The sequence below is a fragment of the Haloarcula nitratireducens genome, from assembly GCF_019599505.1.
The window spans coordinates 371095-386836 of record NZ_RKLT01000001.1 but is presented as its reverse complement, the minus strand read 5'-3'; the positions used below and the strand labels follow the sequence as shown (position 1 = coordinate 386836).

Sequence of the window (15742 nt, the reverse complement as noted above, 5' to 3'; positions counted from 1 at the left end):
CTGTTAGCACTCCCATACTGTCAATCGAACTGACGGTATATATAATCAATGTACGTTATGAAGTGGGGCGTATCACGCAGTAGCCGCCGGGCGGCCGGTCCCGCCGGAGCCGGCCGCCGCAGTCGGAGGCTGAGGTTTATTCCCCTCCCCCCACCAACTCCCGGTATGGCAATCGAGTCCGGTGATGGGGTTTCCATCGAGTACGTCGGTCGGTTCGAGGACGGGAGCGTCTTCGATACGTCGCGCGCCGACGTCGCCCGCGAGGAGGGACTGCTCGACGCGCAGGGGACCGACCCCGACGACTACGCGCCGCTTTCGTTCACCGTCGGCGCGGGCGACATCATCGAGGGGTTAGACGAGGCGCTCGTCGGGATGGAAGAAGGCGAGGAAGCGACCGTCACGGTGCCACCGGAGAAGGCCTACGGCGAGCCCAACGAGACGAAAGTCAGGGAGTACGACCCCGAGACGTTCGAGGCGATGGTCGGGAGGTCGCCCGAGGTCGGGATTCACGTCGAGGCCGAGAACGGCCTCCACGGGGACGTGACCGCGGTGCGAGACGACGCCGTCGAGGTGGACTTCAACCACGAACTCGCCGGGAAGACGCTGGTCTTCGACGTGGAAGTCCTCGAAGTCAGGGACGATTAGCCGCCGGTGTCGTACTTGTAGGTCGCCTCGTCGGGGTCGATGCCGAAGTCCTCCGGGGAGTCCTCGGGTTCGGTGGTCTCCGCCTCGTGGACCGAGGCGTTCTTGAACCGCTCGCGGAAGCGGTCGGGCATCCGGAACCGGTCGCGCTGGAGCCGAAGCGGCACGGCGTCGGGTTGGACGTTCTCCCGTTTGGCTTCGAGACGCTCCCGTAACCGCTCGGGCAACTGCTCGGGTTCGATGCGCTCGAAGCCGAACTGCGCGAGGTAGTCGGCGGCGCCGGTCAGGGAGTAGACCACGTCGAACCCCTCGTCGGCGGCGTACTCGACCAGCCGTTCGATGACGTGCGCGCCGACGCCCTGGTCGCGCCACTCCGGGAGGACGCCGATGCTCGTCAGCTCACAGACGGGGTCGTCGTCGTCGGGTTTGTGGATGCGGATGCGGCCGAACCCGGCCTTCTCGTGGGTGTGCTCGTCGATGGCGAGCACGTAGTCACGGGAGCGGAAGGCTGTGTCGTCGAGCCCCATCTCTTCGATGTGGTCCAGTAGCCAGACCTCCTCGCGGTTTTTCGCGTCCCGTACGTACATACCCGTTCGTTGACTGTCCGCGGTCAAAAGGGTTTGCGCACTCCGGATATGCCCTCGAACGAAACCGATTTCTCGGCCCGATGGCGCGACGCCTGCAACCGCCACGTCCCCCGCCGAGGCTCGCGCAACTACTTAGTGGACTGTCATCGAACCACACGTCATGGCCCCGGACTCACTCGGAGAGCTGGACCGGGTCGTCCACGAACCCCCTCGGGAGTTCGTGGAGTCGACCAACGTCTGGCAGTTCATGCAGACCTACGACATCGACGACTACGAGGAACTGATCGAGCGGACGACGACCGACCTCCCGGACGAGCCGGACTCCGGCGTCGACTGGTTCTGGGACGAACTCGTCGACTACCTCGGCATCGAGTTCTTCGAGGAGTACGACGCCGTCAGAGACAGCGAGACGCGGAGCGTCTCGATCGGGAACGGCGAAACCGTGACCTGCGACGGGCCGCAGTTCACCGACTGGTACCCAGGCGGCGAACTCAACGCGGCGCACAACGCCGTCGACCGCCACGCCGCCCGCGATAACGGCGCTCGCAACCACCTCGCGCTCGTGTGGGAGGGCGAACCCGGCGACGTGCGCCAGCTCACGTTCTACGACCTCCACCGGCAGAGCAACCGCGTCGCCAACTACCTCGAATCGGCCGGCGTCGGGACGGGCGACACCGTCGGGCTCTACATGCCGATGGTGCCCGAGGTGGCGAGCATCCTCTACGGCTGCCTGAAAGTGGGGGCCATCGCGGTGCCCATCTTCTCCGGGTTCGGCGTCGACGCGACGGCGACCCGCCTCGCGGACGCCGGGTGCTCGGTGCTGTTCACCGCCGACGGCTTCTACCGGCGCGGGTCGAAGGTCCACCTCAAGGACAGCGCCGACGACGCCATCGAGGCGGCGGAAGACCTGACCGAGAGCGGCGATTCCCCCGTCGAACGCACCGTCGTCTACGACCGCATCGGCACCGCCGAGGACCCGGTCGAGAAACTGACGTGGACGCGCCGGGACGACTGGTGGACCGAAGCCATCGGGGAGCAGTCCGACAGCTACGAGACGAAATCGCTTCCCAGCGACCAGGCGGCGATGCTGCTGTACTCCTCGGGGACGACCGGCGAGCCGAAGGGGATCGTCTCCCCGCACGCCGGGGCGCTGATACAGGCCGCCAAGGAGGTCTACTTCGGGTTCGACCACAAGCCCGGCGACCGCTTCTTCTGGGTCAGCGACATCGGGTGGATGATGGGGCCGTGGACGCTGCTGGGCAACCACGCCTTCGGCGGCACCGTCTTCATGTACGAGGGCGCGCCGGACCACCCCGAACCCGACCGGTTCTGGGAGATGATAGACGAACACGACCTGACCGCCTTCGGCGTCTCGCCGACGGCCGTCCGCGCGCTCAGAAAGAAGGGCGACGAGTGGCTGGAGGGCCACGACCTCTCCTCGCTCCGCCTGCTCGGCTCGACGGGCGAACCGTGGGACCCCGAGAGCTGGCAGTGGTTCTACGAGAACGTGGGCAACGGCGAGTGTCCGATCATCAACATCTCTGGCGGGACCGAAATCATGGGCTGTTTCCTCATGCCGATGCCCATCCAGTCGCTGAAACCCTGCACGCTCGGCGGGCCGGGGCTGGGGATGGACGTCGACATCGTAGACGACGCCGGGAACTCTATCGCCGATACGCACGAACGGGGCTTCCTCGTCGCGCGGGACTCCTGTCCCTCGATGACGAAGTCGCTGTGGAGCGGCGACGAGCGCTACGTCGAGGAGTACTGGTCGACGTGGCCCGACCTCTGGGACCACGGCGACTGGGCGCAGAAGGACGAGGACGGACTGTGGTTCCTCCACGGCCGGGCCGACGACGCGCTCAACGTCGCCGGGCGGAAGGTCGGTCCGGCGGAAGTCGAGGGCGCGGCGATGGACCACCCCGCGGTCAATCAGGCCGCCGCCGTCGGCGTCCCCGACGATACGACGGGCACCGCCGTCGTCCTCTACGCCGTCCTCGAACCCGGCCACGAACCGACCGACTCGATCCGGGAGGCCATCGCGGAGACCGTCGGCGAGGAACTCGGCAAGCCGTTCCGCCCGCGCGAGGTGCTGTTCGTCGACGCCCTCCCGAAGACCCAGAGCGGGAAGATCCTCCGCAGAGCCATCGGGTCGGTGTACCGGGGCGAGGACCTGGGAGACATGTCCAGCATCGAGAACCCCGACGCGCTCGACGCGGTGGCCGATGCCAACTGACCGTCAGTCCGTCGGTCGCTCCTCGACGGGCAGGTCCAGTTCGAGCAACCGCGGAAGCGTCACGAGCGCGAGCGCCAGTTCCGCGCCGCCGGCCACGACGAACGCCGCGAAGTAGCCGAACTCGCCGGCGACCGTTCCGCCGACGAGGATGCCGGCGAGGAAGCCGACGCTCCCGAAGGCGTTGAACCCGGCCATCGCCGTCCCGCGCCCGCTCTCGCCAGCGAGGTCGGTAACGAGCGCCATCGTCGCCGGCGACATCAGCGCGCCGATGACGCCGACCAGCACCATCCCGGCCCCCGCGAGGACGACCGTCGGCGCGAGGCCGACGCCGACGACCGCGAGGCCGTACAGCGACGACCCGGCGACGATGGGGACGGTCCGACCGACGCTATCTGAGAGGACGCCGAAGGGGTACTGGAGCAGGGCGAACGGCGCGAAGAAGAGCGCGAGCATGATCCCCGTCTCGCCGGGGGTCAACTCGAACGCCTCCCGGAAGTACAGCGTGCCGACGAGCGCGAAGAAGCCGGCGGTCAGGCGGTCGATGAAGCCGAAGGCGTACGGGATTCCCAGCGCGGGCGTCTCTCGGAGGTTCGTCACCGCGGCCGCTACCTTGTTTTCCCCGTCCGAGGGCGCGCGGTCGGTCACCAGCGCGGCCAGTACCGCGACGGCGAGCAGGACGACGCTCGCGAGGTACAGCGGGAGCGTCGGCGAGACGCCGTACAGTTGCCCGCCGAGCGGCGCGCCGGTCGCCGTCCCCAGCCCGATGGCGATGCCCGCCGCGCCCATGTTCTTCCCGTGCCCCCCTTCTAAGTCCATCAGCATCGTCATCGACAGCGAGAACGCGGCGATCGTCGCGCCGCCCTGTAGCGCTCTGAGGACGAGGATGCCTTCGAAGGAGATACCCGTGACCGTCGGGAGCCACGCCAGCGCGGCGTAGAACGCCGCGCCGACGACCGCGCCGCCGACGATGAACGGGACCCGGCGGCCGACCGCGTCGCTCACCGCGCCCCAGACGCCGGCGAAGACGACGAACGCCGCGAACTCCGCTGCGAGGAACCACATGCTCGCGTCGAGGTCGGTCTCCGCGCCCAGCGCCCGGACGAGCGTGTCGACGCCCGGGTAGAGGAGCACCTGTGCCAACAGCACGGCGAAGACGACGGCTGCGAGGACCGCCCGCTCTCTCCGGACACTCACGGTCGAACGTTCGGCCAGCGAGCGAAAATACGTGTCGAAGTATCGCGGTTCACTCGTCGGCCGACGAGGAGAGTCGGTGACGAAGTCGACCGCGCGTCGAGTAGCGCCGTCGGCGTACCGGGACTACTCGCGAGAGAGCGCGACCCGGACGCCGCGAACTTCCGCGAGGACGGCCCGCCACTGCTCGGCGGTTCCCGGCACGTCCGCGACGTCGGCGTCGTCGCCGCGGACCCGTTGGGCTCGCTCGGCGATACGTCGTTGGACCGTAGCCGGGTCGTCCATCGCCACCAATCTGAGCTCGGCCCCCTCGCTGCCGGCGGTGTCGACGGTGACCGTGCCGTGATCGAAGATGTTGCCGAGGACGCCCTGCGCGTAGGAGGTGTTCTGGACCTTCCGCAGCGAGAGCTCCGTCACCGTCACCGAGAGGACGCCGGTCCGGTGGTACAGCGCCGTCTCGGTGAGAACGTAGCGGGTCGTCCGCCGCCAGAGCCACGCCGCGGCCGTCGGGACGGCGAAAGCCGCGAACGCGATGGGGACCACGGCGGCGAGCACGAGAGGGGTCGACAGCGCCGCGGCCCCGAGCGCCAACCAGCCCAGCGCACCGGCGACGAGCGCCGCGACCAGCCCCAGCGCGACGCCCTGCAGGACCACTCGCTGACGGGGTTGGCCCCGCCAGCGGATCTCCTCGTCGCCGTCCAGCGAGAGCCAGCCTAGATCGCTCATCCGTCGCGTTCGGGGTGGCGGTTACTGTTGTCGGGCCGGTTCCCCGCATCGAGCGACTGTCGTATCGCCTGCAGCTCGGTCAGGATCTCGTCGAGCACGTCCGATTTCGCCTCGTCGTCGGTCTCGTCTCCGGACTCGCTCTGTGCGCGTTTGACACCGCGCGAGAGTTGTTTCTGAACGGTTTGCGGGTCGGCGACGCCCCGGAGCGTCATCTCGACGCCGGAACCGCCGGCGGTGCTGATCATCACGTTCCCGTAGTCGAAGTACCGGCCGACCGCGCCGACCGAGAAGGAGGTGTTCTGGACCTTATCGAGGTCGATCTCCGTGACGGCGCGACTGAATATTCCCGTCTTCTTGTAGACGCCCTTGTCCGTGATGACGTAGTCGGTGTTCTGCTGGCGGAGACGCGCCGAGGCGATGACGACGAGGCCGAGTCCCAACAGGAGTATCATCGGGACGCCGACCAGATACGTCCCGTAGAGCGATTCGGTGGAGGGTTGGCCCCGCCAGACGACCTCCTCGTCGTCGTCCAGTGTGAGCCAGTCGTGTTCGGAGGGCATGCTATCGAATGGCCGTCGCGGGGAGGCAAAAACCCACCCGGTCGAACGCTGTCTCGTCCCGCCCAGCGGTACTAGCTACCGCCAATCAGGGCGACGGCAGTCACCGGTTTTCACTCCGCGCCGTGTGGCGGGACGAACCCGCAGCTCTGACAGCCCGTGTGTTTGGTCGTGTAGTAGCTCATCTCCGTATCGCAGTTCGGGCACTTGTACTGGCTCTCGCTCATCGAGTAGTTCCACGGTTCGACAGTATCTAAATGTTTATACGACAATCGTCGTGCAACGACGCCGGGGAGACGCTACCGTGAACCTTGCCATAGAGTGTCTCTCGCGGGCGGCTAGCCCGGTCGCTGAGCGACGTGGCGGGCAACTAACACTATCGGTCGAAGCGACGCTCTGTGACGAATCGCATCGACGACAGTCGATAGGCGGTCGTCGCGCTCCCGTCAGGCGCGAACGCGGTCGCTAATCGGAGGACGCGCGACGGTGCCACACTCGCGGGAAAACCGCAGAAACGATGACGACGAGACGCCGCGCTCGCGCGGCCCGCTTACATGTAGCCGAGGTCGCGCAGGCGCTCCATCAGGTCCTCTTTGTCTTGGGCGCGGCCGGCGCGTTCGGTCGTGTTCTCCATGTCCTGAAGCCACGCGGGTTCCTCGGCGGACTTGTCCGTGCTGATCTCGCTACCGAGCGAGCGGAACCCGGCGAAGTACTTCGGCGAGACGGGCACGTCCTCCTTCTCGATGCCTTCGGGCAGGTCGTCCTGTCCCTGCGGGACGTACCCCTCGTCGGGGTACCCTTCGACCGTGTCCGGCACGACGAAGTTCCAGAAAGTCTCCCAGACGTCGGCCTCGGCGAACTGGAGGATGGTCTGGATGCGGTCGTGCGGCGGGTAGATGTCGGGGTCGTGACGCGGCGAGAAGAACGTCTCGTCCGCGCGGGACTCCTGTTCGTCCCAGCGGATCCCGGAGATGATGCCGTCGACGTCGTGCTCCTCAATGGCGTCGTTGAGCGCCACCGTCTTCAGGAGGTGGTTGCCGACGTAGGTGTCGAGCAGGAACGGGAACGTGTCCTCCTCGTACTCGAGGATCTCGCGAACGTGGTGCTGGTTGTGCTCCGAGAGGTCCTCGATGGCGATGTCGTCGCCGGGTTCGAGACCCTGCTCCTCGACGATCTCGCCGACGTCCTCGTTGCGCGCCCAGATGACGTCCAGGTCCCACTCGTCGGCCCAGTGCTCGACGAAGTCGATGAGCTCGTCGAAGTGCTGGTAGTGGTCGATGAAGACGACCGGCGGGACTTCGAGGTCGAAGCGGTCGGCGACCTCCTTGACGAAGTACAGCGTCAGCGTCGAGTCCTTGCCGCCGGTCCACATCACGACCGGGTTCTCGTACTCTTCGAGGCCGGTCTTCGTGACCTCGATGGCCTTCTCGATCTTGTGGTTGACCGTCGGGTACTCCTCGGGTTCCTCGCCTTCGCCGTCGGAGTAGTCGACGTCGAGGTACTCGGGGAAGTCTTCGTTGGGCATCGTGTAATGAGATATAATTAGCGGCTGTAAGTACTTTTTGGCAAACCGACAGATGTGCTACCGACCAGCACGGTGGTGGGTGAGTTGCGACCGAACGCGCCAACGCCTTTTTTCACACCCACGCGCGTGGACTCGGACGAGATGCCCTCCCGCTTCGCCGCGGTCCGCGCCGTCTGCCGGCGGTGGCTCGCCCTCTACGTCCCGGCCGCCGCGTTGCTCCTCGGCGTGAGCACGCTCGCCGGATACCTGTTGGGAAGTGCCGTTCCCCTCGAAGCGCTCCCGACCGCCGAACAGGCGGGGTCGAACCCGTTCGTGCCCGTCGAACTGACCACCGTCGACATCGCCGTCAACAACCTCGTGGCGATGTTCGTGATGCTACTCGGAGCCGTCTCGCTCGGTATCGTCACCGTCCTGGCGCTCGTCCTGAACGGTTTGCTCATCGGTGCCGTCGTCGGCCTCGCGGTCCAGCAGGTAGAGCCGATCGTCGTCGCCGCGCTCATCGTCCCGCACGGCGTCATCGAGATCCCGGCGCTGCTCGTCGTCGCCGCCGTGGGACTCCGCTTCGCGCGACTGACCGTGCGCTACCTCCGCGGCCTCGAAGACGAACTGGTGACCGAACGGGACTTCCGCGAGGCGGGGTGGCTGGTCGCCGTCGCCGCCGTGATGATCCTCGTCGCGGCCTACGTCGAGGCCACGCTGACGCTGGAAATCGCCGAGCGAGTGGCTGGTCGGGAACTAGCGAACGTCTGAGGGTGCGGACCAGCGACAGGTGGTTCCACCGACGATGCTTCGCTAAACGCTAGAAACACCCAGAAAGCCCCGACTGGTTGGACTCGGGGGACTCGCTGCGGTCCTCACTCTCTCCACTCGTTGCGGTCCTTACGTCGTCCGCCGTCGTCCAGCCAGTCGCCCCTTTCAGTCCCACCTGGTAGCTGGTCGGTTAGCCGACACGGGTGGGACTGAAAGGGGCCGATACGCTCCGGGAACCCCGACGATGTAAGCACGCGAACGTAGAGAGCGCGCAACGAGTCGCGGGACCGGAGCGCATCGGGGTCTTCCAGCTCTCGAAACCCACTACCACTATACATCTCAGAAAAGATTGAAGTGCGTACCAACTGTTTCCCTATCTGACTAATTATGATGGGTGGAGACCAGCAGACGTTCGGACAGGTTGTTGACTCAATGAAGGCGTGGATTCCGCAGGAAGCCTACGACCACGAGCGGAAATTCCAGAGCGAGCTTCAGGACTATCTCGATACTCAGCTGAACGAAAATCAAGGTAATGGAGGAATGCCGGCTCTCGGTGGAATGGGACAGCAGCGTGACCTCCCCGTGTCTACTGAACGAGGAAAATCGAGAGCCGATGTCGTAGTTGACGACGTGGTGGGTATCGAACTCAAGCGGGATCTCACCAATAGTCAACGGAAGAAGCTCGATGGGCAAATCAAAGACTATCTGCGGGAGTATCCCTACGTCATCGTCTGTGCCTGTGGGATTCAGGATATTGACGGCTGGCGGCGGCTGAAAAACGAATACGAAGGGTCATCTGGCTTCGGGATGGAGCAGCAAGAAGTAGTATTCATCCACAAGCGAAAAGAGAATTACGGGAAATCACCATCCGATTTCCAACAGGATGACGGTGGATTTCTGGGCGACGGAAGCCTATTCTGATGTCAAATACTGTCCCTGAGGGTGGACTTCCAGACTGGCTCGTATTCCTGCTGATAGCTATGTTTCTAGTGGGTGCTGCACTCGTTCTATTCCTATAGCTACATACCACTCTACTCGGGAACTAGCGAACGTCTGAAACCGCGGCCGCAGAATTAGCTGATGAACTCGTTGTCCCGCCAGTTGATGCCGTCGGCTTCCTCGTCCTCGGCGGGGTCCTCGACGACGTTGATGGAGGCGGGGCGCTCCTCGCCGTCGACGATCCGGATGGCTTCGAGTTCCTCGTCGACGGCGGCGATGGCCGTCAGCGTCCCCTTCTCGGCGACTTTCGCGACCTCACAGAGGACCTCGAACATGGCGTACTGGAGCGCCGTGTTCTGGAGGACCGTCTCGCGGTCGCCCTTGAAGCAGGCGTACTCGACGAGTTCCGATTCGATCTCCTCTTCTTCCTCTTCGAGTGCGCCCCACTGGGGGCCGCCGCCCGTCGACCCGGTGCTGGCGGCACCGGGCGGCCCCATCTCGTCGGGGTCCTCCTCGTACACCCGGTTCTCGGTGACGCTGGCCTTGAGCTGGGCCGTTGGGGTGTACTTACTCATGCTCTCGTCGGTGGCGACGGCGCTGACGATGAGCGTGTTGTTTCGACGGGTGATGTCGATGCTCTCGATTTCCTCGGGCAGATCGGGATCCTCGAAAAAGTCGTATGTGTCTTCCAGTGGCAGTTCTAGCGTCGAGTGGAGTCTGTATACGCGGCTGGTCATGGTTGGGAGCGTGTGTCAATCGTCGACGGCCGTCCGCTGACGCTGCTGTCAACCCACTATAGGAACCACGTGCATATAGGGTCTGTCCTTCTTGTTGGTTACTTAAACTGTGGTCTAAGACGGGGCAAAATGAGCTAACGGCGTCGCTAACGGAAAATTACGCGACGGGGAACTCGTATTCGAGTTTCAGTCGTCGGCCGCGGCCGCGTCGTCCCCGACGGCGGCGTCCGCTTCGATGCTCGGCGGGTACTTCCCACGGTCGAGGCGCAGATCCGACGCTGGACGGGCCATACAGGTCAGCGCGAAGTTCTCGCGCTCTCGTTCGGTGAGTCCGCGCGCGGCCGGTTGGGTCACCTCGCCGTCGACGATCTCGGCCGAACAGGCGAGACACATCCCCACGCGACAGGAGTACTCCTGCGCGATGCCCTCCTCGATACAGCGCGAGAGGATGGTCTCCTTCTCGGAGACGGAGATCTCCTCGCCCGTCCCGACGAACTCGACGGTGTAGTCGGTCATACACCGGCGTTCGGAACCCCTCGGGAAAACTCTTTACTCCCGCCGTGACCCGGCGATACCGACCGGTTCCGCCAGCCGGAACGATTTTCTCTCTGGGGTGAAGACGAGGGTGCATGACCACACACCAGTGCGACGTGACCGTCGTCGGGGCGGGGACGTCGGGGTGTTACGCGGCCGCGACGGTCGCCGACGCCGGCTACGACGTCGTCGTCGTCGAACGCAAGGACGCCGAGGAGGCGGGCCACATCGCCTGCGGGGACGCGCTGAAGGGAGCCAGCGACTTCCCGGAGGCCATCCCGAAGTCACGGCTCGAACCGGCCTTCACGAACACGGGCGTCGACCACGGGCGCTTCGAGATTCCACAGGAAGACACCGTGCTGGAGATTCCGGTTCCGGGCGAACTCGCCGTCATCGACCGCTGGGAGTACGGCCGCTGTCTCATCGCGGGCGCGGAGGACGCCGGCGCGGAGTTCCACTACGACACCGTCGTCCAAGACGTGATTCAGTCGGACGACGGCGAGGTGACCGGCGTGAAAGCCGTCCGGAAAGGCGATCCTACCACCTACGAGGCCGACATCGTCGTCGACGCGGCCGGCGCGCTCTCGCTGTTGCAGGACAAGACAGAACTAGAAGACGCCACGTTCGATACGAACGTCCGGTACTCGCAGTTTTGCTCGGCTTACCGGGAGATCATCGAGGTGGACGAACCGGTCGAGTGGGACGACGCGCTGGTGTTCAAGCCCACCGAGCGGTCCGCGGGCTACCTCTGGTACTTCCCGCGCACCGAGACCGAGATCAACGCCGGACTGGGCTTCCAGATGAACGAGGAGCCGATGGAACTGGTCGACGACCTGAAAGCCGACCTCCGGAACCGCGAGGAGTTCCGGGGCGCGGAGGTGCAGGATAAACTCGGCGCGGCGCTCCCGACCCGGCGACCCTACGACTCGGCGGTCGCGCCCGGCTTCATGGCCGTCGGCGACGCCGCGGGCCACGTCAACCCGACCACCGGCGGCGGCATCGCGGGCGCGGCCTACGCCGGGAAGTACGCCGCCGAGCAGGCCATCGAGGCCATCGAGGACGGTCGCACCGGCGACGAGAGCGCGCTCTGGGAGTACAACGTCAACGTGATGGACCACTTCGGCGCGCGCTACGCCGCCTTAGACGTCTACAACATCTTCACGACTGCCTACGACGTGGACGACCTGATGGCCCTCTTGGCGGCGCTCCCGGGCGAGAAGCTCGCCGAAGCGCTGTACGGCGGCTCGACGAGCGTCAGTTTCGGCCTGAAAGTCAAGATGGCGATGAAGAGCTTCGGCCACTGGGGGACCATCTACGACCTCTACCAGACGAAGACCCTCGCCGACCGATTGCTCGACCACTACGAGCGCTACCCGAGCGACCCCGACGGTTTCCCGGCGTGGCAACGCGAACGCGACGCCATCATGGACGACATCTACGAGGTCACCGACGCGGAAGCGAAGTACTGAGTCGGCCGCTCCGCTGCAATCGGCGTCGATCGCGTCCGAACATTTATTCTCTATACCGTCGGAAGCATACCTAATCGCACTGGGCGTGGGGCGGACAGTGTCGTCGAATTTGGGGCAGCGGTGTGCCGTATCGACCGGTCCGTTCTGCCACCTGCGGGTGTGGGGGTCACGGTGAGAGGAGCGACGTACAACACGCAGAACAGAGCGATCTCGCCCGTCGCCGGCGTCGTCGGACCCGAACGGCGAGTGCGGGTTCGACTCTTCCCCGCATTCGGTCCGGGTCGTCCGTCAGCGCCGGGCAGGAGGTCGCGCTCGACGGCTCGACGGTCGTGAGCGTCACGAATCTGGACCTCGCGGCGGCGACGGTCACGATCCGGTGGGCGTCGCCGACGAACGGCCAGACCGTCCAACTGGCGCGCTGGACCGGGCCGCAGGCCTGAACGCGGCGTCGGCGCGCACTCGACAATTCAGTCTAGCCGAGTGATCGCGTCGGTGAGCGTCTCGATGCCGATGGCCAGCGAGCGCTCGTCCACGTCGAAGGTGGGCGTGTGGTGGCCGCCGGGGTGATCGGTGCCGACGCCGACGAACGTGGCGAGGCCGCCGCGGCGCTGGACGCGGTCCATCAGGTAGGTGGCGTCCTCGCTGCCGCCGAGTTCGGCGCTTCGGAGGCGCGAATCGACGCCGGTCGTCTCGCCCGCGGCGGCGTAGACCACGTCGGCCAGTTCCGCGTCGCTCTCGGCGCTCGGGGCTTCGGCCGTCGTCTCGATGCTCGACTCGCAGTCGTGCATCTTCGCGGCGTGTTCGACCACCGTGTCGGCTCGCTCGCTCATGTACTCCTTCAGCTCGGTGGTCTCGCCGCGCACCTCGCCCTCGATACGGGCGGACTCCGGGACGATGTTCGTCGCGGTGCCGCCCTCCACGACGCCGGTGTTGATTCGGGTGTCGCCGTCGCCGTGCCGCCGGATGGCGTGGAGGTTCTGGATAGCCGTGGCGAGCGCCTGCACCGCGTCCCGGCCCTGTGCCGGGTGGCCGCCGGCGTGGGCCGACTCACCGGAAAACGCCGCCTCGAACTGCCGCACCGCGAGGAAGCCGCCGACGCCGGCGACGATCTCGCCGGTCGGGTGGTCCAACCCGATGTGAACGGCGAGCAGGCGGTCCACGTCGTCTAAGACGCCGCGCTCGGCGACGGCCTTCGCGCCGCCGATGACCTCCTCGGCCGGCTGGAAGAGGACGTGGAACGTCCCCGAGAAGTCGCTCTCGGCGACCGCTTCGAGGACGCCGACGCCGATGGTCGCGTGGGCGTCGTGGCCGCAGGCGTGCATGTACCCCTCGTTGGCCGAGCGGAACCCGGCGTCGGCCGGCGCGTGCGTGATCTCCTCGGACTCGGTGATGGGCAGTGCGTCGATGTCGACTCGGAGCGCGACGGTCGGCCCCTCACCGCGCTCGATGGTCGCCAGCGCGCCCGTGTAGCCGCCGGCACAGGCGTCGAGAACGTCCTCGCGCGCCCCCGCCTCGCGCGCTCGTTCGTGCCACTCCGCCAGCACGGACTCGTCGGGAACGGCCATCCGGGCGTCGCCGTCCAGTATCTCCGGGCCGATTCGCAACCGGTCGACGCCGATCCGCTCGACTTCCTCGACGACGCGACTCGTCGTGTAGAACTCACACCACGCCGGTTCGGGATATCGGTGGAGGTCCCGCCGAAAGCCGACGAGACGCTCGTGTCGGTCCTGGTCCATACGGGCGAGAGGGCCCCCGAGAACTTATAAGACATCTCGTCGGACGCGGACGTCGCCCGACGGTAGCGGAGCGGGGCTTACGATCCGCTACCGAGCTGCGTGCGCTGTTCGATGCCTGCCTCGACGTGGACGCCCGGCGGGAACGACTCCTCGGTCACGTCGCGGGCGAAGTCCTCGTAACCGACGATCTCGACGGTGCGCGTGTAGACGGTGTAGTTCCACGACTCGAAGCGGCCGCCGTCCGGACCGAGCGTCTTCGACTGCGGAACGCGCAGTTCCGTCGGTTGCTTCGGGTGCGGTCCCTTGAGTTCGACGCCTTTCCGTTCGGCGCGGGCTTTGATGTCCGCCACGACGTCGTCGAGGCGGTGGCGGTCCCCACTCGTGAGTGTCAGGGTCGTGACGAACGGCATCTCTGGAGAGTCTCGCCGGCGAGTCGTAAAAGGCCCTCCGTTTCGCGTTCGACCCGTCGGGCGATGTACTACCGTGGAGAATAATCGCGTCAGCGATACGGCCCCCGACCGCGGTCTCCGGGTTCACAGCCCGACTTCGCCGACGAGAGTCGCCGTCGCGCAGTCTCCGATATTCTCTTAAGTACCCATGCAGTAACCTCTCGTAATGATAGAGGCCACGAGCGCGGGAGCCATCCTCTTTCGCGATACGCGTGGCCGGCGGGAGTACCTCCTGCTCAAGAGCCGACCCGGTGATTGGGAATTCCCCAAGGGCGGCGTCGAGGGCGACGAGGAACTCCAGCAGACCGCCATACGCGAAGTGAAAGAGGAGGCCGGAATCGGTGATTTCCGGCTTTTAGACGGTTTCCGCAAAGACTACGACTACGTGTTCGAAGCGAACGGCAACACCATCCACAAGACGGTCCACCTGTTCGTCGCCAAGTCCTTCGAGGCGTCCGCAGAGCTATCGACGGAACACCGCGACCTGCAGTGGCGCGACTACGATCAGGCGGTCAACACCGTCACGCAGGACGGGCCCCGGGAGATACTGGAGGACGCTCACGAGTTCCTGGACGAGCGACTGGAGGACGAAGAGGAGTAAGCGAACACCGACTCGCTCGGCCGAGCCGGCGTAGCCAGTCCAAACTGTCGACAGCCGCGGCGTTTCTGACCGTCAGTTTCCAGTCGTCGAACTGAGTGCCCGCACGGTGGCGGGGGCCAGCACCTGCTTCTAGCCATTCGGGCGCGTCCGAGCGATATTTCTCCCTTATTGTACCGGAAGTTTAATATCTGACTCCACTGGCGCTTGTAGTGAGTATGTCAGGAGAAAATGAAAATAGTCTGGGTATCGCGCTGGTCCTCTCGTTCTTCATCGCGGGCGTAGGCCAGCTGTATCAGGGGCGGACCAAAGAGGGGGCAGTCGTACTCGTCGGCGGACTGCTTTACGGGGCCATCGCGTTTACCATCACGCTGCTAACTGCGGGCGTCGCCGGACTGGTTCTGGGTCCGATCGGTATCGCGTACTGGTTGTTCAATCTCTACGACGTGTACGCGCAGTTTCTCGACCTCTGAACCGGTACGTAGCGAAGAGCGGGCGGGAAACGCGGCCAGTCGTTCCCTGTTTCCCGCCGACCGGCCACGAGAAGCGGCGACCCCGATTCGTGTAGCTGAAATACTTAAAGATAATATTAAATACCTCGTTCGAATAACAGCAGTCGGATTATGATATTCGGATTTAACGAGTCTGAATTCAAGAAGTCGACAGCGTCAATTTTCGTCGTCTTGCTGGTGACCGGCTTCGTACCGATTCTCAACCTGGTACGTTTCGTCCCTTTCTTCAAGGAGATACTCCTCGGCGCGGCCGTCGTGGCGGCGTTCACTACTATCGAAGACACCAAAACGGCCATCAAGTTCGCACTGGTGACGGGGATGATCGCCGCCGTCGCGTTCAACGTGATCTACGTCCCCGGGTCGTTCGTCCTCGGTGGCATCATGGGCGTGGGCGGAAGCAACCCCGACGCGGCCGGCGGTATGGCCATGCTCGCGGGGCTGGGCGCGCTCACGAACATCGTCGGCCTCATCTTCATGTCGCCGATCGGCTACACTATCGGCGGGGCACTCGGCAGCGTGCTCAACAGCTGAGTTCGGCTGCCACGCCGAGGAGT

General features: G+C 65.4%; 17 protein-coding genes. 8 read left to right on the top strand and 9 right to left on the bottom strand.

The window, feature by feature from the left end:
• Positions 1-165 precede the first annotated feature (165 nt).
• A complete protein-coding gene (locus tag EGH23_RS01940; RefSeq protein WP_220578348.1) occupies positions 166-645 on the top strand; it encodes an FKBP-type peptidyl-prolyl cis-trans isomerase in 480 nt (159 codons plus the stop codon).
• Here the strand turns inward: EGH23_RS01940 and EGH23_RS01935 are convergent.
• On the bottom strand, positions 642-1229 hold the full coding sequence (locus EGH23_RS01935; protein WP_220578347.1) for a GNAT family N-acetyltransferase: 588 nt from the start codon (positions 1227-1229) through the stop codon (positions 642-644). The genes EGH23_RS01940 and EGH23_RS01935 overlap by 4 nt on opposite strands.
• Positions 1230-1389: 160 nt before the next feature.
• Between EGH23_RS01935 and EGH23_RS01930 the strand changes: the two genes are divergently transcribed.
• The gene (locus EGH23_RS01930) at positions 1390-3465 is read left to right on the top strand and encodes an AMP-binding protein (protein ID WP_220578346.1); all 2076 of its coding nucleotides are present in this window, start codon (positions 1390-1392) and stop codon (positions 3463-3465) included.
• A 3-nt stretch (positions 3466-3468) separates the two neighbouring features.
• Here EGH23_RS01930 and EGH23_RS01925 read toward each other — a convergent pair whose 3' ends face one another.
• From EGH23_RS01925 to EGH23_RS01910, 4 genes are all read right to left on the bottom strand, one after another.
• Positions 3469-4659: an MFS transporter gene (locus EGH23_RS01925; protein ID WP_220578345.1), complete on the bottom strand. Its 1191-nt coding sequence runs from the start codon at positions 4657-4659 to the stop codon at positions 3469-3471.
• A 123-nt stretch (positions 4660-4782) separates the two neighbouring features.
• Positions 4783-5382 (bottom strand): PH domain-containing protein, encoded by a 600-nt coding sequence (locus EGH23_RS01920; RefSeq protein ID WP_220578344.1) that lies wholly within the window; start codon positions 5380-5382, stop codon positions 4783-4785.
• On the bottom strand, positions 5379-5942 hold the full coding sequence (locus tag EGH23_RS01915) for a PH domain-containing protein (protein ID WP_220578343.1): 564 nt from the start codon (positions 5940-5942) through the stop codon (positions 5379-5381). The genes EGH23_RS01920 and EGH23_RS01915 overlap by 4 nt, the downstream gene beginning before the upstream one ends.
• Before the next feature lie 547 nt (positions 5943-6489).
• A complete protein-coding gene (locus tag EGH23_RS01910; RefSeq protein ID WP_220578342.1) occupies positions 6490-7464 on the bottom strand; it encodes a phosphoadenosine phosphosulfate reductase family protein in 975 nt (324 codons plus the stop codon).
• A 141-nt stretch (positions 7465-7605) separates the two neighbouring features.
• On the opposite strand from EGH23_RS01910, the gene EGH23_RS01905 reads away from it, so the two are divergent.
• Entirely contained in the window at positions 7606-8214 is a 609-nt protein-coding gene (locus EGH23_RS01905) for a stage II sporulation protein M (protein ID WP_220578341.1), read from the top strand.
• Between the two features lie 390 nt (positions 8215-8604).
• Positions 8605-9135 carry a hypothetical protein gene (locus EGH23_RS01900; protein WP_220578340.1) on the top strand — a complete coding sequence of 177 codons (531 nt, stop codon included), beginning with the start codon at positions 8605-8607 and terminating at the stop codon, positions 9133-9135.
• A 152-nt stretch (positions 9136-9287) separates the two neighbouring features.
• On the opposite strand, the gene EGH23_RS01895 is transcribed toward EGH23_RS01900, so the two are convergent.
• Both EGH23_RS01895 and EGH23_RS01890 read right to left on the bottom strand, forming a co-directional pair.
• Positions 9288-9890, bottom strand: coding sequence for a DUF7110 family protein (locus EGH23_RS01895; protein WP_220578339.1), 603 nt, complete (start codon positions 9888-9890; stop codon positions 9288-9290).
• A gap of 186 nt (positions 9891-10076) precedes the next feature.
• Entirely contained in the window at positions 10077-10406 is a 330-nt protein-coding gene (locus EGH23_RS01890) for a 2Fe-2S iron-sulfur cluster-binding protein (protein ID WP_220578338.1), read from the bottom strand.
• Positions 10407-10519: 113 nt separating this feature from the next.
• Between EGH23_RS01890 and EGH23_RS01885 the strand changes: the two genes are divergently transcribed.
• Complete coding sequence (locus EGH23_RS01885) at positions 10520-11893, top strand: geranylgeranyl reductase family protein (RefSeq protein ID WP_220578337.1); 1374 nt, start codon at positions 10520-10522, stop codon at positions 11891-11893.
• 467 nt (positions 11894-12360) lie between these two features.
• Here EGH23_RS01885 and EGH23_RS01880 read toward each other — a convergent pair whose 3' ends face one another.
• Together EGH23_RS01880 and EGH23_RS01875 are read right to left on the bottom strand one after the other, a co-directional pair.
• Positions 12361-13629, bottom strand: coding sequence for an amidohydrolase (locus tag EGH23_RS01880; RefSeq protein ID WP_220578336.1), 1269 nt, complete (start codon positions 13627-13629; stop codon positions 12361-12363).
• Positions 13630-13706: 77 nt separating this feature from the next.
• Positions 13707-14039 (bottom strand): uS10/mL48 family ribosomal protein, encoded by a 333-nt coding sequence (locus EGH23_RS01875; RefSeq protein WP_220578335.1) that lies wholly within the window; start codon positions 14037-14039, stop codon positions 13707-13709.
• A gap of 205 nt (positions 14040-14244) precedes the next feature.
• Between EGH23_RS01875 and EGH23_RS01870 the strand changes: the two genes are divergently transcribed.
• From EGH23_RS01870 to EGH23_RS01860, 3 genes are all read left to right on the top strand, one after another.
• The gene (locus EGH23_RS01870) at positions 14245-14679 is read left to right on the top strand and encodes a bis(5'-nucleosyl)-tetraphosphatase (RefSeq protein WP_220578334.1); all 435 of its coding nucleotides are present in this window, start codon (positions 14245-14247) and stop codon (positions 14677-14679) included.
• 215 nt (positions 14680-14894) lie between these two features.
• Positions 14895-15149, top strand: coding sequence for a hypothetical protein (locus EGH23_RS01865; RefSeq protein ID WP_220578333.1), 255 nt, complete (start codon positions 14895-14897; stop codon positions 15147-15149).
• Positions 15150-15365: 216 nt separating this feature from the next.
• Positions 15366-15719: a hypothetical protein gene (locus EGH23_RS01860; protein WP_220578332.1), complete on the top strand. Its 354-nt coding sequence runs from the start codon at positions 15366-15368 to the stop codon at positions 15717-15719.
• Positions 15720-15742 lie beyond the last annotated feature (23 nt).